Raw genomic sequence first — 20443 nt, forward strand, 5'->3', positions numbered from 1 at the left:
GCCGCGTGCGGCCCGTTCCTTTCTGTACGTTGCAGGACAGATCGTTCCATTTATCAATAGTTGCATTAGAGATTTATAAATAAACCACTCCCATAGTGCCACCGTGAGCGGTTCTTCAGAGGCTGGGAGAGTGCGTCATGTTCACGGTTCTGGAATGCGTTGTCGTACAACACGACCGGGCGGTCGTGCTTCTTGCGGCTGTTATCTGCCTGCTTGGCATGTTTGCTTTTTTTCATCTTTTATTGCGCGCGGAGGAAAGTCCGGCTGGCCGCAAGCCCTATTGGGTGCTGGTTGCCGCCTTTGCCGGAGGGCTCAGCGTCTGGGCCACGCATTTCGTCGCCATGCTCGCCTATAAGGGCGCGGTCCCGATCGGTTATGATTTCGCCTTCACGGCGTTTTCGGCGGTTCTTGCGGTTTTCGGTTTCTGGCTGGCGCTCACCAGCCGTTCGCAGGCCGCTTACAGCCCGGCGATCGTCGGCACGCTGGTCACGCTCTCGGTTGCCGTCATGCATTTCGTCGGCATGGCGGGAATGGATGTCGCCGCCACGATCAGCTATCGGTGGGGGCCGGTGCTGGGTGGTTTTGCGGTTGCCTGGGCGTTTTTTCTCCTCGCCTTTTTCCTTTTTCGCCGCCTCGGCTCCTGGCAGCGCATCGCCGCGCCGGCTGGATCGGCGATTTTCGCGATCTGCGCGCTGCATTTCACGGCCATGTCGGCCACGGTGCTTTCGCCGGATCCGTCCGTATCCGGGCCTGATCCCGACAATGTCGCCCGGCTGATCATGATCTGCGCCATCTCCGGCGTCACGTTCCTGATCCTGTCCACCACCGCCGCCGCTGCTCTTGTGGATCGTTACCTTGTCGATCTCAAGGGTCTTGTGGATGCGACGCTCGATGGTCTCGCCGTCGTTCGCGATGGGCGGATCGTGGAGCTTAACACCCGTTTTGCCGGCCTTCTGGGCCGGGAGGAAGCGTCGCTGGTCGGACAAAACCCCGACGATCTCTTCAAGGCCATCGACGGACAACCCGCCTATCTGCCGCGCCATGCACCGGTGGAGGCGGTGCACGAGCGCGCCGGGCAGGCGCAGATATTCGAACTCGGCGTACGAACGATCGAATATCGCGGCCGCCCCTGCGAGGTGATGGCCATTCGCGACCTGACGGAAAAGCGCGAAGCGCAGCGGGAAATCGAATATCTCGCCCGCCACGACGTCCTGACGGGCCTTTCCAACCGCACCATGTTCCAGACCCGTCTTCACCAGCAGATCGAGCATTGCGACGAGGAGGACGAATTCGCGCTGCTGGCGCTCGACCTCGACCGGTTCAAGGCGGTCAACGACATATTCGGCCATGCCGAGGGGGATCGCGTTCTGAAAAAGGTCGCCGCCATTCTCGATGAATGCGCAAGGGCAGGGGATGTGGTCGCCCGTCTCGGCGGCGATGAATTCGTCATCCTGACTACCCGGCATACAAGGGCGGAAGAGGCGCGCCTGCTGGCCGAGACGATACTTGGCATGTTCGCATTGAAGATGAATGTTGCCAACGATCCGACCTCCGTTGGCGTCAGCATCGGCATCGCCGTCTTCCCGCGGGACGGAAAGGACGATGAAAGCATCATGCACGCCGCCGATCTGGCGCTTTACCGCGCCAAGATGGGCGGGCGTGGCATATTGGCTTTCTACGATCCGGTAATGGATCAGGAGGCGCGCGAACGCCGCCAGCTCGAAACGGATCTGCGGCTTGCCATCAATCGCAACGAGTTGCTGTTGAATTATCAGCCGGTGCTGTCAGTCGAATGCGGCCAGGTCGTGGGTTACGAGGCGCTGGTTCGCTGGCAGCACCCGACACGGGGCGTGGTGCCGCCGGATGTTTTTATTCCGATTGCCGAAGAGAGCGGTATCATCATCTCGCTCGGCGAATGGGTGCTGCGCGAGGCCTGCCGTCAGGCGGCCGGCTGGGCACCGCACCTGAAGATCGCGGTGAACGTTTCGCCATTGCAGTTTTCGCTGGCCAATCTCGGTCATGTCGTCTGCACCGTGCTGATGCAGACCGGACTTTCGCCCAACCGGCTGGAACTGGAAATCACCGAAGCCGCGCTTCTGAAAGACCGAAGGGCGACATTGATCATCCTCAACCAGTTGAAGGCGCTCGGCGTCGCCATCGTCATGGACGATTTCGGCACCGGTTATTCCTCGCTCAGCAACCTGCAGAGCTTCCCCTTCGACAAGATCAAGATCGACCGCAGCTTCATCGCCGCCATGAGCGACGATGACAATGCCCGCGCCATCGTGCGCGCGGTGATCGGCCTCGGCCGCAGCCTCGATCTGCCGGTGACGGCGGAGGGAATTGAAACGGATGCGCAATACCGCATGGTGGTCGACGAGGGCTGCGCGCAGGCGCAGGGTTATCTCTTCGGCAAACCGGATGTCGCGCCCGCTCAGGTCGTCAGCGCCACCACACGGAAGAAACATTCCGTTTGATAAGAGATGCGGCGGCACAATGGTGTCGTCGCCCTCCTTTCCCATCTCCGATGGAACGAGAGCCAAGGCAGATCGTTAGGTTAGCGTGTGGCGCGTCCATGCCGCTGTCAGCCCGACCGGGCGATATGCCTGCTGTGTCAGCGAATGCGCCACGGATGGACATCTATCTATGGGAGAGACCGCGATGACAGACCGCCTCGAGCCACAGGACCCGCGCAGCCAGTATCCGCGCCCGCCTTTTTCGACCCCGACCCAGGAAATGCCGGGTCTGGTGACGAATATGACGCCTTTCCCGGACCACGGTGAAAAGACCTATCGCGGCACCGGCAAGCTTGCAGGGCGCAAGGCGCTGATAACCGGCGGCGATTCAGGCATTGGCCGTGCGGTCGCCATCGCTTTTGCGCGGGAAGGCGCGGATGTGGCGATCTCCTATCTTCCGGAAGAAGAATCCGACGCCGAGGAGGTCGTGGCGCTCATCGAGGCGGAAGGCCGCGTGGCGGTCGCGCTGCCTGGCGATATTACCGACGAGGCCTGGTGCCGCGAACTGGTCGAGAAAGCGGCCGGTGATCTCGACGGGCTGGATATTCTGGTTATCAACGCGGCAAGGCAGCAATATCGCGACGATATAGAGGAACTGTCGACCGACGATTTCGACCGCACCATGAAGACCAATCTTTATGCGCTGCACTGGATTGCGCAGGCGGCGGTTCCTCACCTCAAGCCGGGGTCATCGGTAATTACCACGGCGTCGATCCAGGCCTATGAGCCCTCCGCCATCCTGCTGGACTACGCCACCACCAAAGCCGGTATCGTCGCCTATACGAAAGCGCTTGCAAAGCAGCTTATCGAAAAGGGTGTGCGCGCCAATTCCGTCGCTCCCGGCCCGTTCTGGACGGTTCTTCAGCCGAGCGGCGGCCAGCCGGACGAGAAGGTGAAGAATTTCGGCAAGGACAGCGATTTCGGCCGCCCCGGACAGCCGGTGGAACTGGCGCCCGTCTATGTGCTGCTGGCATCGCAGGATGCGAGCTTCATCAATGGCGAGGTTTATGGCGTGACCGGCGGCAGGGGCATTGCCTGAGGCGATGCCCGCCAATGCCGGATGGGCCTTTGAGGATTTCGAGATGAAACGGCAGGCAGAACGTTCAGACAGAAGTTTGAAGAGCTTCGATGTTCGCGACCGGCTGATACTGGCGCTTTATGCGCAGTTGAAAGCGGAGCGGCAGACCCGGGAGGCCATGGAATGGGTTATCCGCAATGGCGGGCTGTCGCCGGAGGTGCTGGAAGCCATGGCGTCCGACCCGGTGCCGGTTCTGGCGGAGGCGGATGTGCCCGCCATCGAGCGCATTCTGGCCAAGGGCCGACGCGGAGACATGTCCTCCCGCAGCGATGACGAGGGACGACGGACATGAACCGGAGAGCGAGCTGGAGAGGCCATCTGAGCTTTGCCGATTTCAACTGCGAAGTCGGTCTTTATTCCGCACTGACCTCGGCGGAGAAAATCTCCTTCAATATCGTCAACCGCAAGACCGGCCACCGCGTCGAGCGGCAATATGTCGATAGCGATACCGGCGAGGCGGTTCTTCGCGAAGATCAGGTCAAGGGATACGAACTCGACAATGGCGACCACATCGTCATCGAGGGAGACGAGATTGCAAAGCTGATGCCGGAAAGCGACAAGGTCATCCGCGTCAGGCACTTCCTGTCCTGTGACGAGATCGACAAGCTTTATTTCGACAAGTCCTATTATCTCGCGCCGAGCGGGGAGGACGGCGAAGAGGCGCTGACGCTTCTTGCCAGGGCAATGGACGACGAGAATGTCGCAGCTCTCGGCGAAGCGGTGCTTTTCCGCCGCAACCGTGTCCTGCTGATCCGTCCGAGCGGTAAGGCTCTCGTCGCTACGACGCTGAATTTCAGCTACGAGGTCCGTTCGCAGACATCCGTCTTCAAGTCGATCCCCGATATCGAGTTCGATGAGGAAATGCTGGAGCTGGCCGGTCACATCATCGAAAAGCGTGCGGGCACATTTGACCCGGCAGACTATAGCGATCGGTATAATGACGCACTCGCAGAACTCGTGAAAGCCAAGATCGAAGGCCGGGAAATCGCCAAGCCGCCGCCGCGCAAGGAAGACAATATCATTGATCTCAAGGAGGCCCTGCGTCGCAGCGCCGGGGCCGAAGCGGGCAGCAGAAAAAGGGCGACGGCAGCGGGCCGGAAGGCCCCGCGGAAAGCGAGCTGATCCATGGGATTGCAGACCTATAACGCCAAGCGCAGTTTCGACAAGACGCCGGAGCCAAAAGGGACGACGGCCAAACAGCAGGGCTCGAGCTTCGTGATACAGAAACACGATGCCCGCCGTCTGCATTATGATTTTCGGCTGGAAATGGACGGTGTGCTGAAAAGCTGGGCGGTGACGCGCGGGCCGAGCCTCGATCCTGAGGACAAGCGGCTTGCCGTGCATGTCGAGGACCATCCGCTCAGCTATGGCGATTTCGAGGGCGTCATCCCGAAAGGACAATATGGCGGTGGCACCGTGATCGTCTGGGATCGCGGCACCTGGCATCCGATCGGCGACGCCCGGAAAGGTTATCGCAAAGGCCATCTGGAATTCGAACTGGACGGCGAAAAGCTCAAAGGCCGATGGCATCTGGTACGCATGCACGGAAAGCCCGGAGAAAGCCGGGAGAACTGGCTGCTTATCAAGGGCGATGACGAGGAGGCGAGGCATAAGGGCGGCGCGGATATTCTCGAAGAACGGCCGGAATCCGTAAAGACCGGGCGCAGTGTCGCGGAAGTTGCAGCCAAACCGAAGGATACATGGAACTCCAAAACGGTATCGAAAAAGACCGTGGCTTCTGCCTCCGGCAGGAAACAGGCGCATGCGCTGCCAAAAGGCGCACGCAAACTGGCCATGCCATCTTTCGTGCCGCCGGCGCTCGCCACGCTCAAGCCGAAACCGCCCAACGGAGATCGCTGGCTGCATGAAATCAAATTCGACGGCTATCGTCTGCAGGCGCGCGTCGATGGGGGCAAAATTCAATTGCTGACCCGCAGCGGGCTGGACTGGACGGAGAAATTCGGCCGGGCCGTGACAGGAGCGCTCAGGGCGCTGCCGGTGGAAACGGTGTTGATCGATGGCGAAATCGTCGTCGAACGCGACAGCGGGGCCTCCGATTTCTCCGCCTTGCAGCAGGATCTGAGCGAAGGGCGCAGCGACCGCTTCGTATTCTATGCCTTCGACCTTCTTTATCTCGATGGCAGCGATCTGCGCGGTGCGGCATTGAGCGAACGAAAGGCGCTGCTCGAAAAGTTGCTGCCGGCAGATGACCCTCATCTCAGCTACAGCCAGCATTTTGAGGAAAGTGGCGCGCTTGTTCTGGACCATGCCTGCCGGCTCAGCCTCGAGGGTGTCATTTCTAAAGTCAGGAACAGCAAATATGTTTCGGGCCGCAAGGGCGAATGGGTAAAATCCAAATGCTCGATGCGACAGGAATTCGTCATCGGGGGTTATACCGTCTCCTCGACATCCGACCACGCGATCGGATCGCTGGCGCTCGGCGTTTATGAAAATGGCAAGCTGCGCCATGTCGGCCGTGTCGGGACAGGTTATACGGGTGAAGTGGCGGAGATGCTGCTCGGCCGGCTGAAGCCGCTTGAGCGCAAGGAAAGCCCGTTCGGTGAGAAACTCACCGCGCTTGCCCGCCGCGATCTTCATTTCGTCAGGCCGGAACTGGTGGCGGAAGTGGAGTTTCGTGCATGGTCTGGAGATGGCAATCTGCGTCACGCCTCCTTCCGGGGGTTGCGCGAAGACAAGCCCGCAGCAGAAATCGAACGCGAGGAGAAGGCCGTGTCTGATATCCAGGCGCCGCAATCGAAGATCAAGTTCACCCATCCGGACCGGCTTTATTGGCCGGAGGACGGCGTGACGAAGGAGGGGCTTGCCGACTATTATGCGCAGGTCTGGCGGCACATGGCGCCCTTTGTCGTTAACCGGCCGCTGGCATTGTTGCGCTGCCCGGAGGGCCTAGAGGGGCAGCGATTCTTCCAGAAACACGCCTGGCGCGGCATCAACAAGGCCGTCGAGCAAATCAAGGATCCCAAGGACAAGGGCGGAGAACCGCTGATCCGCATCACCGATTTCGATGGCTTGATGGCGCTCGTGCAATCAGCCGCGCTCGAAATCCACCCATGGGGCGCGACCACCGCCAATTGGGAAAAGCCGGACATGATCACCATGGATATCGACCCCGGCGAGGATGTGGCGTGGGAAGAGGTGATCGAAGCGGCGCTGGAGCTGAAGCGGCGTTTCGAGGAAGCCGGGCTTGCCGCTTTCGTCAAGACCTCCGGCGGCAAGGGCCTGCATGTTGTCGCACCCTTGAAGCCGCAGGCGGGCTGGGCCCCGGTAAAAGCCTTCGCCAAGGCCATGGCGGCGGATATGTCGAAGGCCGAGCCGGAGAAATATCTCTCCGTCGCCACCAAGGCGAAACGGCAGGGCCGCATTTTTATCGACTATCTGCGCAACGGAAGGGGCAATACGGCGGTTGCGGCCTATTCGACACGTGCCCGGCCGGGAGCCGCCATTTCAGCACCGCTCGAATGGTCGGAACTCACTGCCGAGATCGGCCCCGCCCATTTCACCGTCAACAATATCGGCGCGCGTCTTTCCGCGCTGAAAAAAGACCCGTGGGACGGCTTTTTTGCTGCTGCCGAGCCGCTTCCGAAAAAGGCCCGCTGAAGGCAGCGAGCCTCAGCTTCTCTTTTCGGAAGCAAGGCTTTTCTTCAGGGCATCCATGATGTTGATGACATTGCCGCCGGCGCGGGCCTTCGTGCCGGTTTTCTTTTTCGAGGAGGAGACCTCGTCGCCCTTGGTCTTCAGCAGGGACTTGATCTTTTTCTGAATGGGGTCCTGCACCAAAGCCGGTTTCCAACCCGTCACCTGTTTGCCGATGCGTTTTTCCATGGCGTCGAGCAATGGCCGGTCGATTTTCATCTTCGGCTCCAGCGCGTCAATGCTTTCGCGCACCTCTTCGCCATAATGCAGCGTCCACAGGATGATGCCTTTCCCCGACGGTTCGAGGAGCACAGCCCTTTCGCGACGGTAGATTACGAGGCGCGCAATACCGAAAACATCGTTCACCTTCATGGCTTCGCGAATGACGCTGAAGGCTTCGGTGCCGATCTTGTCTTCCGGGCGCAGAAAATGCGGACGGTCGTACCAGATCCAGTCGATCGATCCTTTTGGCACGAAGGTCTTGATATCGATCGTCCGGGTGCTTTCCAGCGCTACCGCGTCGATCTCGTCATCCTCCAGAATAACGTAATCGTCCTCGGCGCGGGGAAAACCTTTTACCTGGTTTTTGGCGGCGACCGGTCGGTGGGTGATGCTGTCGATATAACGGCTTTCGACGCGATTGCCGGTTTTGCGATTGAGGATGTGGAAGGTGTATTTGTTGCCTTCCGTCGTCGCGGGCGTCAGCGAGACGGAGGCCGTCACCAGCGACAGCTTGAGATAACCCTTCCAGAAAACCTGTCGTGCCATGTCCGCGATCCGCATTGGTCCCCCGGAACAACAGCCACGGGGTGGCTTTTGTTCCGGGAGGAGCGGCAAATCGGGGCAGGGATGGAGCGTCACCCGAACAGCGACGTCAGCCCGTAAACCGCGGCGGAGATCAGCGCAGCCGCCGGCATGGTCACGATCCAGGCGATGACGATGTTGCCGGCAAGGCCCCAGCGCACCGCCGAGACGCGGCGGGCAGCGCCGACGCCGACGATGGCGCCGGTGATCGTGTGGGTGGTGGAGACCGGAATGCCGAGCCACGTCGCACCGAACAGCGTCAGCGCACCGCCGGTTTCGGCGCAGAAACCCTGCATCGGGTTCAGCCGGGTGATCTTCGATCCCATCGTATGGACGATGCGCCAGCCGCCGAACAGCGTGCCGAGCGCCATTGCCGACTGGCAGGAAATCACCACCCAGAAGGGCACGTAGAAGCTCTCGCCCAGATGTCCCTGGCTGAAGAGCAGCACGGCAATGATGCCCATGGTCTTCTGCGCGTCGTTGCCGCCGTGTCCCAGCGAATAAAGCGAGGCGGAGATGAACTGCATGACGCGGAAGGTGCGGTCCACGGCAAAGGGCGTCTGCCGCACGAACAGCCAGGAGACGGTGAGTACCAGAAGCAGGGCGAGGAAGAAGCCGATGGCCGGCGACATGAAGATGGCGCCCACGGTTTTCAGCAGGCCCGACCAGACGATGGAATTGAAACCCACCTTCGCAAATCCAGCACCGACGAGCCCGCCGATCAGCGCGTGCGACGAGCTGGAGGGAATGCCGAAAATCCAGGTGACGATGTTCCAGACGATGGCGCCGATCAGCGCCGCGAAGATCACCTGCGGCGATACGATGGCCGGATCGATGATGCCGGTGCCGAGCGTTTCGGCCACATGCAGGCCGAAGAACAGGAAGGCGATGAAATTGAAGAAGGCCGCCCAGGCGACCGCATATTGCGGGCGCAGCACACGGGTGGAGACGATGGTGGCGATGGAATTGGCGGCATCGTGCAGGCCGTTCAGAAAATCGAAGAACAGCGCGATGGCGATAAGGCCGATTAGCAGCGGCAGGGCAAGTGCGACATCCATCAGACGTTCTCGATAACGATGCCGCTGATCTCGTTGGCCACATCCTCGAAGCGGTCGACGACCTTTTCGAGTTCGCCGTAGATCTCGCTGCCGATCATATAGGCCATGGCATTGCCGCTTGCGCCGTGGCGGCGGAAGAGGTCCTTGAGACCCAGATCGTGAAGTTCGTCGGAGCGGCCTTCAACGCGGGTCACCTCTTCGGAAATGGATGACAGGCGATGCGCATTCGTGCCGACCTTGTTGAGAAGCGGAATGGCTTCCGCGATGAGGCCGGCTGCGCGCACGATCTCATGCCCCATTTCCTTCATGAGCGGATCGAATTCCGTTTGCTCGAAAAGACGGATGGTCTTGACGGTCTTGTGCATCATGTCGATGGCGTCATCCATCGACTGGATGAGATCCTTGATGTCGCCGCGGTCGAAGGGGGTGATGAAGCTGCGCCTGACGGCGAGCAGCACCTCGCGGGTGATGTCGTCCGCCTGATGTTCAAGGGCGACGATGAGGTCGCAGTTCTTCTCGACGTCGATGCCGCTCAATAGTTGGTCAAGGGCCTCGGCCGCTTTGATGACGGTTTCGGAATGTTTGCTGAACATGTCGAAGAAACGGTCCTCGCGCGGCATCAGCTTGCGAAAAATACTCATCATGCGAATTGGCCCTCAATGGCGCTTTATTAGTTGTGTGGGGTGATTGTCATAAAACTGTCATAAATGCACGCGGGGCATTGATGCAACCCGGAAAATCAGCACTATCAACGGATATGAAACCCACCAAGAAAAGCCGGAAAACCCGCCCGGCTCGTGCACTGACATTGCTCCAGCAGCTTGCTGCGGTTCCGGAAAAGCTCTTCACAGGCGCTTTCCGGCAGCAATATGCCGCGCTTTGCTTCCGTTATGCCGGCAATGGCGAGGATGTCGAAATCCTCCTTGTCACGTCCCGTACCAGTGGACGCTGGATCATTCCGCGCGGCTGGCCGATGAAACGCAAGAAGCCGCACGAGGCGGCGGCAATCGAGGCGTGGGAGGAGGCGGGCGTGCGCGGCCGGGTGAAAAAGAATGCGGTTGGCCGCTATACCTATCTCAAGATGCTCGACAATGGCGATGTCGCACCCTGCATGGTCGATGTATTCCAGATAGAGGTGAAGGAGGCGGAAACCAGTTTCAAGGAACGCGGGGAACGCCTGCTGGAATGGGTGCGCCCGGATGAGGCGGCAAGGCGCGTTCGCGATATCGAACTGAAGTCGATTCTTGTCGATTTTCGTCCGAAGGGCAAAAAGAAGCGTCAGGGAAGCGAGCGACCCTGAATGCGAGGCCGACGGATGGACCTGGAGCATTTCCCGTAAAGCGGAATCGCTTTTACGTCTGGAAAATGCGTGAAAACAAAGGGTTAGAGCATTTCCCGTAAATCCTTGCCACAGTACACGACAGAAAGGTAATCTGATACGGCAATCGCGGTGTTTGCGGTGGTGCGCGATGTTTTCCACCTCCGTCATTCCGGCCTTGAGCCGGAATCCAGCCAGCCCAAGTCCTTGGGCTGAAGAGAGTTTCTCGCCGCGTAGACACGCGTCGGCTGGATTCCGGCTCAAGGCCGGAATGACGGAGGTGGGCGTGCAACGGCACAGGAAACCGTTGCGTCGTGTACTGTGGAACGCTTCATCACGGGAAATGCTCTAGGCCGAGGCCGCCGGTCGGTGCTGCATGGCCGTTTCCGCCGCCTCGTCCGGCGCTTTCGGCAACAGGCGGGTAAAACGCCTGACGATGCTGTCTATATAGGACAGGATGGTCGGCACCACGATCAGGGTCAGCAGCGTGGAACTGATGAGACCGCCAACCACCGCATGGGCCATCGGCGCACGCTGCGCGCCACCGCCGCCGACGGCGAGACCAAGCGGGATCATGCCGAAGATCATCGCAAGCGTCGTCATGATGATCGGGCGGAAGCGGATGACGCCGGCATTTTCCAGCGCCTCGTTCAGCGATAGCCCACGCCGCCGTTCGCGATTGGCGAAATCGACCAGCAGGATGCCGTTTTTGGTCACGAGGCCCATCAGCATGATGAAGCCGATCAGCGAGAACATGTTGATCGTACTGCCGGCCACCATCAGCCCGATGAGGACGCCGACAAGCGAAAGTGGCAGGGACGCCATGATGGCGAGCGGTTGCATGAAACTGCCGAATTGAGAGGCGAGCACGATGTAGATGAAGATGACGGCCATGGTAAGCGCCGTGACCATGTGGCCGATGGTCTCCTGCATGGTTTCGGCGTCACCGCCGAAGCGGATGCGATAGCCGTTCGGCAGGTCAAGACCGGCGGTCAGGCCCTGCAACGTCTCCGTCACCTCGCCAAGCGTGCGGCCGGCGATATTGGCCGAAACCAGTATCTCGCGGCGATTGTCGATACGGCGGATTTCGGCGGGGGCCAGCATGATGCCGATATCGGCAACTTGATCGAGGCGCACCATCAGCGGCGCGCCACTCGCGGCCGTGCGGCCGGTTGCGATCATCAATTCACCGAGACCTTCCGTGTCGGACCGCCGCTCGACGGGCAGGCGGATGACGATATCATAGCTGTTGCCATCCGCATCCGTCCATTTCGACACATCCTCGCCGCCGATGAGGGGGGAAAGCGCTGCGGCAAGATCGGAGCGGGCAATGCCGAGATCGCTCGCCGCCGCAGGCTTCAGGCGGACCGAAAGAATGGAGGTCACATCCTTGGCGCTCGAGGTCACATCCACGAGGCTGGGAATTTTCTTCATGTCTTCGACCAGACCGGTGGCGATTTTTTCGAGGACCGCCCGGTCGTCGCCGAGGATGCTGAGCTGCACCGGGCTTTCGCCGCCGCCAAGGCCATTCTGCAGGATCGTGACCTCTATGCCCGGTATGGCTGACAGGCGTTTGCGAACCGGTTCGGCAAGGGAGAGTGGAGTCCGGCTCCGCATATCGAGCGGCACCAGCCCCACCAATATGGCGGCGCGATGTTTTCCGGCGGCGCCGCCGGTATTGACGGTGGAATAAAGCGTCTCGACTTCCGGAAATTCCTTCAGGGCCTTTTCCACCTGCCGCACCTTCGTTGTCGTATAGTCCAGCGAGGAGCCGACCGGCGCGGTAATATTGACCTGAAAGCGGCCCTCATCGGCATTCGGAACGAATTCCGTGCCGACCAGCGGCACCATGAACAGGCTGCCGATAAAGACGCCGGCCGTGGCAAGCAGGGTGACGAGCCGGTGCCGCAGGGTCCAGCCGATTGCACGGCGATATTGCCCGGCCATCCATTCGAAGCCGCGGTCGAAACGGGCGATCAGGCGGCCCACCGGCCCGCGCTTCGCATCGGGCTGGGCGTCGGGATCGTACCATATGCTGGACAGCATCGGGTCGAGCGTGAAGGCGACGAAGAGCGAGATCAGGACGGCGGCGGAAACGGTGACGCCGAATTCGTAGAAAAACCGGCCGACAATGCCGTCCATGAAGGCCACCGGCAGGAAGACTGCCACGATTGTCGCCGTTGTTGCGATTACCGCAAGCCCGATTTCATTGGTGCCGTCGAGGGCCGCGCGCAGATGCGATTTACCCATGTGAAGATGGCGGGTGATGTTTTCGCGCACCACGATGGCGTCATCCACCAGAATGCCGATGGAAAGCGTCAGCGCCAGCAGGCTGAGCGTATTGAGCGTGAAGCCGAGGAAATGGATCACCGCGAGCGTGCCGATGATTGCTATCGGCAATGTCAGCCCGGTAATCACCGTGCTGCGCCAGGAGTTTAGAAACAGGAAGACGATGGCTACGGCGAGCGCCGCACCTTCGATCAGTGTCGTCTGAACCTGACTGACCGATTCGCGGATCGGTATCGACGCATCCGTGACGATGCGCAGCTGTACGTTCTGTGGGGCAAGCTCGGCGTTGAGCGCATCGAGGCGCTTCCTCACATCAGTCGCGACCTGAACCGTATTGGCGTCCTGAACCTTGACGATGTCGATCGCCAGCGCCGTCTGGCCATTATAGAGGGCGCGGTTTTCGGCATCGGCCGCTCCTTCGGAAAGTGTGGCGACATCGCGAAGCGCAATGGCCGCGCTGCCGCGCCTTGCCACGACCATATCCAGCAGCGCCTGCGGTTCCTCGATACGCCCCTGCACCTGGATCGTGCGTTCGGAGACGGGATCGACGACGCTTCCGGCCGGGCTGTTGCTGTTGCCGTTGCGCAGCGCATTCACCACCTCGTTGATGCCGATCCCGAGGGCGCGCATGCGCGTCTCGTCGATTGTCACATCGATCTGCCGTTTGCGGGCGCCGACCAGCGTTGCCTGGCCGACGCCGGCAACGGTCGTCAGCTGCCGCACCACCTTCTGGTCGGCAAGGCTGGTGAGAGCGGGCACATCGAGCGATGTCGAACTGATCGCTACGGAAAGGATCGGCTCGGCGGCGGGATCGAACCTCGATATGACGGGCTTTTTGGCGTCTTCCGGAAAATTCGCCTCGATGGCGGCGATCTTGTCACGCACCTCCTGCGCGGCGGCTGAACTGCGCACCTCGAGCTTGAATTTCGCGACGACGACGGAGCGCCCCTCATAGGAGGTGGAGGTGACCTCATCGAGACCACCAATGGCGTTCAGCGCGTCCTCGACCGGGCGTGTCACCTCGGTTTCCACCGTCTCCGGTGTCGCGCCCGGATAAGAGGTGACGACCACCACCACGGGAACGTCGACATTGGGATATTGGTCCAGGCCAAGCCGTTGCAGGGAGAAAGCGCCCATGACCAGAAGCGCCACCATCATCATCGTGGCGAAAACGGGTTGGGTAACGGATATGCGGGTCAAGAACATGTCAGCCTGCCTTGTCGACGGTGACGGCCATATCGGACCGCAATTGTGGAAGCGGCGCGGTCAGGATGGTCTCGCCATCCTTCAGCCCGGCGGCGATCTCGATCAGGTTGCCGCCGTTCCAGCGCGCTCCCACCGTGACCGTCTGGCGGCGAAGATGGCCGTCCTGCACCTTGAGCACATGATAACCGGCCTCATCCTTGCGCAGCGCGATGGCGGGAACGACGAGCGCATCGTTTTTCTCGCGCAGCAGGATCGATCCGCTGGCGAACATTCCGCCCCACAGCCGGCCGTCACGATTGGCAAGCCGCAGATAGACGGCGACGAAGCGGGTGCCGTCTTCGGCAACCGGGCTGATGCGGTCGACCGTGGCTTTGACGATCTGGCCGCCAAGTCCGTCAATCTCCAGTTCCGCCGTCTGGCCGAGGGCGACGCGCGGAACATCGCGCGTGGCGACAAGAACCTTCGCCTCCAGCACGCTGGTATCGACCAGCGTGAGAAGCTCGCCATCCGCACCGACACGCGATCCCGCCTCGGCCAGCCGCCGGGTGACGGTGCCGCCGAAGGGCGCGCGGATTTCGGCATTGCGAAGGGCGAGGCGAGCAATATCCGCCTGCGCCGAGAGGCTCTGGAGCCTTGCCGTCTTCACCGCGACATCGCTTTTCGCCTTGTCGAGCTGTTCTGCCGAAGCGATGTTTTTCAGGGCAAGCTGTTCGGTTCTCGTCAGGGCCTGCATTGCCAGCATCAGCTCGGCCTCGGCCGCATCCCGGTCGCTCTGCCTCAGCAAAAGCGTCGATTGCAGCTCGTCGGTTTCGAAACGCACGAGCAACTCGCCCGCCTGTACCGCGTCTCCGTCGCGGACATTCATCTCGACAATCTTGCCGGCTTCACGGGCGCGGATCACCACACGGGTGATGGGCTGAAGTTCGCCGCTGATGCCAAGCCGCTCCACCATCGGGCGCGTGCCGATCTTCGCCGTTTCAGTCGCCGTCAGTTCGAACGGAGTGCCTGCCGGGCTCATCGCGGCAGTCTCGACGAGCCCGTTCACGATGCCTTTGACACGCTCATTCGCATCGACGCTGCCGCGCGCCGGATCGAGAGCGGTGACAACGAGAACGCAACCTGCAAGCGCGATCCCCGCCTTGATGGTTCTCTTCACCCACATGCTGAAATCCTTTCCATACCGGTACCGCCGCTCAGGCGGTCGCATTGCCTCTCTTGAGGCGTATGGCATCTGGATAGGTGTCCATAATTGCAGCAGCATTACCCTTGCGAACGCAGCCGCTTAGACAGCAGGGTCGGATGTTCCATCGCCCTGATTTCATGCCTTTTCGGAGGGGAAACCGCCATGCACCGGGTTGGAAATGCTCCGGCGTCTTGTTTGCCGCAATACTGCCGCAACCTTTCTGGCAGACAAGGGAATGCGAAGGGACGGTGACGCATGAGACTTCTGTTGATCGAAGACGAAAAGGCAATGGCGGATGCGCTGACGGCGACGCTCGGCAGGCAGGGCATCGTCATCGACCATACGATGTGGCTCGGCGATGCGATGGAACTGACGCGCCAGCATGTCTATGACGCCATTCTGCTTGATCGCCGCCTGCCGGACGGGGAGGGACTTGCCTTCATTCCGCAGCTGCGCCATGCCGGCATCGACACGCCGATCATTCTTTTGACGGCATTGAACGAACCGGAAGACCGCATCGCCGGACTGGATGGCGGCGCCGACGACTATCTCGGCAAGCCGTTTCTCGTCGGTGAGCTGCTGGCGCGGGTGCGTGCGGTTCTGAGACGGCCGGCAAACCTTGCGCCGGCCGAAATCACCGCCGGCCGCATCGTTATCGATCCGCTCCATCTCAGCGTCACGATCAATTCCGCTCCCTTCGATCTGCCAAGGCGCGAGCTTGCGATTCTCGTTGCGCTGGCAAAGCGCAAGGGCAAATCCGTGCTGCGTTCCACGCTTGAGGCGGCCGTCTACAATTACGAGGAAGAGATCCAGTCCAATGCGCTCGACGCGCATATATCGCGGCTGCGAAAACGCCTGCTCGATGCCTCCGCAGGCGTTGGCGTCCATAATATTCGCGGCATCGGTTATCTGTTGAAGGAAGAGGCATGAAAGCGCAGGGCACCTCCAACTCGTCCTTGTGGTGGAAGTTGAGCTGGCAGCTCAGCGTCGTCGTCTCCGCCATGATTGCCGTGGTCATCATCGGCCTCTGCTTTTACGGCATGACGATGCTTTCGCCCAATATTGCGCTCTGGGACGATCTGTCGGCAACACTCGATGAGTCGCTTTCGCTCGATCCGCAAAAAGGATTGGTCGTTACCAATGGCCCGGCATTGCAGGCCCTGAAGGCGGAGAACTCAACGCTCTGGTTCGTGGCTTCCACGCTGGACGGGCGGGTGGCGAGCTATGGCGCCGTGCCCGCCGTTTATGAGGAATTGTCGCCGTATCTGCATTTGCTGACGGATGCCGATATTCGCGGAGGAAAGGGCATCTCCGAGGTCGCCCTGGTTGAAAGCATGGAGACGAAGTGGGGTTCCGTCAGGGTCATGTTCGGCGGAACCACGCATATGAGGGGGCAGTTTTTGGCGCTCCTTGCCGGAACCTACAAGATTTACGTTCCCCTCCTGGCTGTCATCTTGCCTGCCGTGTTCTTCTCGGTTCCCCGCATCGTGCGCGAGGCGCTTGCCGGCCTCAATTCCGTCGTAAAAAAGGCGCCCGAGATCGACCCGCGCCGGCCGGGCTCGAAGCTTCCGGTCGAGGATGTGCCGCGGGAGGTGGTGCCCCTGATCCTTGCCTTCAACGGCATCCTCGAACGGCTTGAAGAGCAATTTCGGGCGCGGCAGCGTTTTCTCATCGATGCGGCGCATGAGCTGAGAACGCCGATTGCGATCATGCAGACCCGGATAGAGGGCCTGCCGGGGCCGGAGCAGCAACGCCTAATGGAGGATGTCGCGCGGCTTGGGGAGACCACCGAACAGCTTCTCGCCTTCGAAAGAAACGATCAGGTGAACGACCGGCGCGAAACGCTGGACCTCGTCGAGACGGCGCGCACTGTCGTTGCCGATCTCGCGCCGCTCGCGCTTGCGGCGGGCTACGATATCTCCTTCGAAACGCAGGTCGCGCGATATGAAATACTGGGCAACCCGTTCACGCTGCCGCGCGCCATCAGCAACATCGTGCGCAACGCCATCGACCATGGCGGGAACAGGGGGATGATCCACGTCTCGATTCTCGCCAGTGGCGAGATCGCGGTTTCCGATGAGGGACAGGGGATAGCCGAAGATCAGCGGGAGCGGATTTTCGAGCCCTTTTATCGCGTTACGCCGCGCAGTACCGGGGCAGGCCTTGGCCTCAGCCTCGTCAAGCAGATCGTCGCCAACCATAACGGGCGAATCTTTCTGGACAGCAGCGCCTTCGGAAGCACCTTCCGGTTGCGTTTCTGATCCTGCGTTGCGCGCGCTTTCAGGGGCGGGCAATTGTAATGTTGCCGCAATTTTCACTGTCGTACCGTGTGGGGCACAGGATCAACCATGCCAACTGGAGTACGTGCAGTGAAACAACAGTGCAGTCTGTTTGCCAGGGCTTCCGGCGACAGGGCCTCCCGCGGTCGCGGCGTCGCCTTCGCCACCTTGCCCTTTGCCATCATCATGTCCGGCTGCACGTCCGTGCCGCTCAAGGAAGGCGGTACGCTGACCTCCTATGCGCAACTCAGCCCGGTCAAGGGCAAGTTCACCAAATCGCGCACCTTTGTGGACGCCAACGGACTGGCCGGCGTCAAGACCGTCGCCATCGTGCCGACCACCTTCTCCTTTGCGGCCTCGTCACGGGTCACATCGGAAAAGGACCGTGTCCTTGTTTCGAATGCGCTGGATCGCGCCATCTGCGTGGCGCTCAGCGATAAATACCGGATTGCCGCGCTGGGCCAGCCGGCGGACATGACGGTTCGCACGGTCATCACCGATCTGGTGCCGACCGACAAGACCATGGCCGGGGTATCGACGGCCGTGACGCTCGGCAGCGGCTTCGTCCTGCCGGTCAGCGTGCCGCGTCTTCCATTCGGGCTTGGCGGCCTGGCCGTCGAGGCGGAGGCGGTGGATAGCACCGGCGTCCAGCGCGCCGCAGCCGTCTGGTCCAAGGGCGCGAATTCCATCACGGGCAAAGCCCGCGTCTCGGAAATCGGAGATGCTTACGAGCTAGCCGCCGATTTCTCCAACTACTTCTCGCGCATTCTGGTGACAGGCAAGGTCTCGGACGGGCTGAACCTCTCTATCCCCTCCGGCCATCGAATCCGGTCCGCCCTGGGTGGAAAACCGAAATATGTCGAATGCGATGCCTATGGCCGGTCGCGCGGCCTGCAGGGCATGGTGGCCGACAAGTTCGGTGCGCCACCCGAATGGACCGACAGATCCGCAAAGGCCGCGTCGCGATAACATCAGCGGTTGATATGCGAGACGGTCGCGATCCCGCTCGCAGAATGAGCGGTTTGCGCCCATAGCGTTTGCGCCATCGTCTTGAGTTGCAGCGATTCCACCCATCTGTCGGTGGAATCGCTGCCGTCCCGGCCGGTGATGGCATAGGGGCTGGGGCCGAGTTCACAGGTGAAGACCAGCTCACCATTATCTGGCGCAAGCGATCGCCAGTGGCGGAATCCATAGTCCCACCAGTTCAGAAACAGATCGACCCATGGGCGGTGATGGGCGAAGGAAATCTCGATCTGGATTTGCTCGCAGGAGCCGATCCGTCCGTGAAAGGCCTGCGCATTGCGAAGGATGCGGCGGATCTGCCGCTGGCTTTCATCTTCGACTGGAAAGGCGAATTCGCGGGCAACGAGATAGTGGGACAGATCGGCCAGCAGCGGCAGTTCGGGCCGCCGTTCCAGAAGGTCGAGCGTGAACAGGAGATCGCTGGTCATCCGGTTGCGATGGGTTTCGATGAAGACGGGAACGCCCGCCTCTTCGGCAAGCCGCATCCAGCCGTCAAGAAGCGGCAGACAATCTTCCACCCGGCGCGGACGGATATCCGCCTGCAGATCGATATGGCTGACGGGAAACTCCTGCGCCAGCGCCAACGTCTGGCGCAGATCCTCGATACTGCGCGGAAAGCAGACGCCTTCGATCCTAAGGCCCGTGCCGCGGATCGCCCTGTTGAGACGCTGCACATCCGCACGGTCGGTATAATGCGCGCTGACGCCATCGAAACCCGCTGCGGCGATCCGGGCTATGTTTTCCTCAAGGCTGGGTTCATGGCTGTCGCCGGAGAGCTTTTCCATGGCCCACAGGGATTGAAAGACGAGCAGCTTCTGCATCAGGCCGCCCGCGCGCTTTTCAACAATGATTTGAGATTGACGCTGGGGTCGGCAAGGGTCGTCGGATCTGGATTGGTGCCAGCGGCGATCAGCATCTCGGCCAGTTTTATGTCCCTGGCGACGCTGTTGCCGACGCCCAGCCCGGCGGCGGCGACTAGGCGGCCGTCCTGAAGGTAGAATTCCAGTTCGCCATCGCCCAGCGAACGGGTGACGCTCTGATGCTCCGGCTGCGGCAGGCCCGCGACCTGAAGGCCGAGATCATATTGATCCGACCAGAACCAGGGCAGGGCGGCGAAGGCCTCGTTTGCGCCAAGAATGTTATGCGCTGCGACCTCTGCCTGGCTGCGGGCATTGCGCCAGCTTTCAAACCGGATATGTCCGCCGGCGGCTTGCGAGACGGCCGCGCAATCGCCCGCCGCGAAGATATGGGGATCGCTGGTGCGCAGGAAAGCATCGGTCAGAATGCCGTTTCCGATCGCAAGCCCAGCCGTTTGCGCCAATGCGACATTGGGCAGGACGCCGATGGCGGAGACGACTATATCGGCCGGTACGCGCGCGCCTTCGGTAAGCAAAACTGCTCCCGGCGTGATTTCCGAAACGCCCTTTCCCAGATGGAAATTCACGCCCTCTTCGAGATGGCGCTTGTGTATCCTTTCGGCAAAACGCGGGGGAACCGCACGGCCGAGCGGCCGTGTTGCGGCCTCGATAATGTTGACCGCAAGCCCCTTGCCGCGCAGAACCGCCGCAAGTTCCATTCCGATCAGCCCGCCGCCGATGATCGCAATCCGGGCGCCGCTATTTGTGCGGGAGAAAATCGCCTGCGCATCCGCGTGGGTGCGGAAATCCAGCGCCAGCCCCGCGCCGGGGCATGTTAATTTTCGCGGATGTGCCCCGGTTGCAAGCAGCAGCCTGTCATAGCCGAGCGCCCGCCCGTCATCAAGCGTCACAAGGCGGTCTTTCACATCGATCCGGGTCGCCGATACGCCCTGACGATAGGAGATGCGGGCAGCCTCCAGTGCTCCGTCGCCGCAGATGGGTTTCATCCGCACCGCCCCTTCGAGCGGTTTGGAGAGCGGGGGCCGTTCATAGGGTGGGTGCGGCTCCGTGCCGACCAGCGTGACGTTGCCTGCAAAGCCCGCTTCGCGCAGCGCAAAGGCGGCACGTGTGCCCGCCTCGCCGGCGCCGACGATGACAATTGCGTCCATGGTATCTCC

General features: G+C 61.1%; 16 protein-coding genes. 9 read left to right on the forward strand and 7 right to left on the reverse strand.

Annotation, left to right across the window (positions count from 1 at the left end; translation table 11 throughout):
- Positions 1-137 precede the first annotated feature (137 nt).
- The 5 genes from AGR7B_RS22915 (at position 138) to ligD (ending at position 7212) form a co-directional block, all read left to right on the forward strand.
- Positions 138-2477 (forward strand): bifunctional diguanylate cyclase/phosphodiesterase, encoded by a 2340-nt coding sequence (locus tag AGR7B_RS22915; RefSeq protein WP_080858009.1) that lies wholly within the window; start codon positions 138-140, stop codon positions 2475-2477.
- 184 nt (positions 2478-2661) lie between these two features.
- Positions 2662-3555: an SDR family oxidoreductase gene (locus AGR7B_RS22920; RefSeq protein WP_080858010.1), complete on the forward strand. Its 894-nt coding sequence runs from the start codon at positions 2662-2664 to the stop codon at positions 3553-3555.
- A 43-nt stretch (positions 3556-3598) separates the two neighbouring features.
- A complete protein-coding gene (locus tag AGR7B_RS22925; RefSeq protein WP_031233563.1) occupies positions 3599-3886 on the forward strand; it encodes a hypothetical protein in 288 nt (95 codons plus the stop codon).
- The gene (ku, locus tag AGR7B_RS22930) at positions 3883-4716 is read left to right on the forward strand and encodes a non-homologous end joining protein Ku (protein WP_080858011.1); all 834 of its coding nucleotides are present in this window, start codon (positions 3883-3885) and stop codon (positions 4714-4716) included. The genes AGR7B_RS22925 and ku (AGR7B_RS22930) overlap by 4 nt, the downstream gene beginning before the upstream one ends.
- Positions 4717-4719: 3 nt before the next feature.
- Entirely contained in the window at positions 4720-7212 is a 2493-nt protein-coding gene (gene ligD, locus AGR7B_RS22935; RefSeq protein ID WP_080858012.1) for a DNA ligase D, read from the forward strand.
- A gap of 12 nt (positions 7213-7224) precedes the next feature.
- Here ligD and ku (AGR7B_RS22940) read toward each other — a convergent pair whose 3' ends face one another.
- The 3 genes from ku (AGR7B_RS22940) to AGR7B_RS22950 all read right to left on the reverse strand — a co-directional run bounded on the left by ku (AGR7B_RS22940) (position 7225) and on the right by AGR7B_RS22950 (position 9754).
- The gene (ku, locus tag AGR7B_RS22940; protein ID WP_162934239.1) at positions 7225-8016 is read right to left on the reverse strand and encodes a non-homologous end joining protein Ku; all 792 of its coding nucleotides are present in this window, start codon (positions 8014-8016) and stop codon (positions 7225-7227) included.
- A gap of 89 nt (positions 8017-8105) precedes the next feature.
- Positions 8106-9110: an inorganic phosphate transporter gene (locus tag AGR7B_RS22945; RefSeq protein ID WP_003521775.1), complete on the reverse strand. Its 1005-nt coding sequence runs from the start codon at positions 9108-9110 to the stop codon at positions 8106-8108.
- Positions 9110-9754: a DUF47 domain-containing protein gene (locus tag AGR7B_RS22950; protein ID WP_080858014.1), complete on the reverse strand. Its 645-nt coding sequence runs from the start codon at positions 9752-9754 to the stop codon at positions 9110-9112. Before AGR7B_RS22950 ends, AGR7B_RS22945 begins: the two co-directional genes overlap by 1 nt.
- A gap of 113 nt (positions 9755-9867) precedes the next feature.
- Between AGR7B_RS22950 and AGR7B_RS22955 the strand changes: the two genes are divergently transcribed.
- The gene (locus tag AGR7B_RS22955; protein WP_080858015.1) at positions 9868-10410 is read left to right on the forward strand and encodes an NUDIX hydrolase; all 543 of its coding nucleotides are present in this window, start codon (positions 9868-9870) and stop codon (positions 10408-10410) included.
- A gap of 366 nt (positions 10411-10776) precedes the next feature.
- Here AGR7B_RS22955 and AGR7B_RS22960 read toward each other — a convergent pair whose 3' ends face one another.
- Both AGR7B_RS22960 and AGR7B_RS22965 read right to left on the reverse strand, forming a co-directional pair.
- A complete protein-coding gene (locus tag AGR7B_RS22960) occupies positions 10777-13923 on the reverse strand; it encodes an efflux RND transporter permease subunit (RefSeq protein WP_080858016.1) in 3147 nt (1048 codons plus the stop codon).
- A 1-nt stretch (position 13924) separates the two neighbouring features.
- Positions 13925-15085: an efflux RND transporter periplasmic adaptor subunit gene (locus AGR7B_RS22965; RefSeq protein WP_080858017.1), complete on the reverse strand. Its 1161-nt coding sequence runs from the start codon at positions 15083-15085 to the stop codon at positions 13925-13927.
- 276 nt (positions 15086-15361) lie between these two features.
- Between AGR7B_RS22965 and AGR7B_RS22970 the strand changes: the two genes are divergently transcribed.
- The 3 genes from AGR7B_RS22970 to AGR7B_RS22980 all read left to right on the forward strand — a co-directional run bounded on the left by AGR7B_RS22970 (position 15362) and on the right by AGR7B_RS22980 (position 18354).
- A complete protein-coding gene (locus AGR7B_RS22970; RefSeq protein WP_020809306.1) occupies positions 15362-16036 on the forward strand; it encodes a response regulator transcription factor in 675 nt (224 codons plus the stop codon).
- A complete protein-coding gene (locus AGR7B_RS22975) occupies positions 16033-17367 on the forward strand; it encodes a sensor histidine kinase (protein ID WP_080858018.1) in 1335 nt (444 codons plus the stop codon). Before AGR7B_RS22970 ends, AGR7B_RS22975 begins: the two co-directional genes overlap by 4 nt.
- A 108-nt stretch (positions 17368-17475) precedes the next feature.
- A complete protein-coding gene (locus AGR7B_RS22980; protein ID WP_080858019.1) occupies positions 17476-18354 on the forward strand; it encodes a DUF3313 domain-containing protein in 879 nt (292 codons plus the stop codon).
- Between the two features lie 2 nt (positions 18355-18356).
- On the opposite strand, the gene AGR7B_RS22985 is transcribed toward AGR7B_RS22980, so the two are convergent.
- Complete coding sequence (locus tag AGR7B_RS22985; protein WP_121490451.1) at positions 18357-19229, reverse strand: sugar phosphate isomerase/epimerase family protein; 873 nt, start codon at positions 19227-19229, stop codon at positions 18357-18359.
- Entirely contained in the window at positions 19229-20434 is a 1206-nt protein-coding gene (locus tag AGR7B_RS22990; protein ID WP_080858021.1) for an NAD(P)/FAD-dependent oxidoreductase, read from the reverse strand. Before AGR7B_RS22990 ends, AGR7B_RS22985 begins: the two co-directional genes overlap by 1 nt.
- Between the last annotated feature and the right edge of the window lie 9 nt (positions 20435-20443).

Origin of the sequence: Agrobacterium deltaense RV3 (genome assembly GCF_900013505.1) — a bacterium.
Taxonomy (GTDB): Bacteria; Pseudomonadota; Alphaproteobacteria; order Rhizobiales; family Rhizobiaceae; genus Agrobacterium; species Agrobacterium leguminum.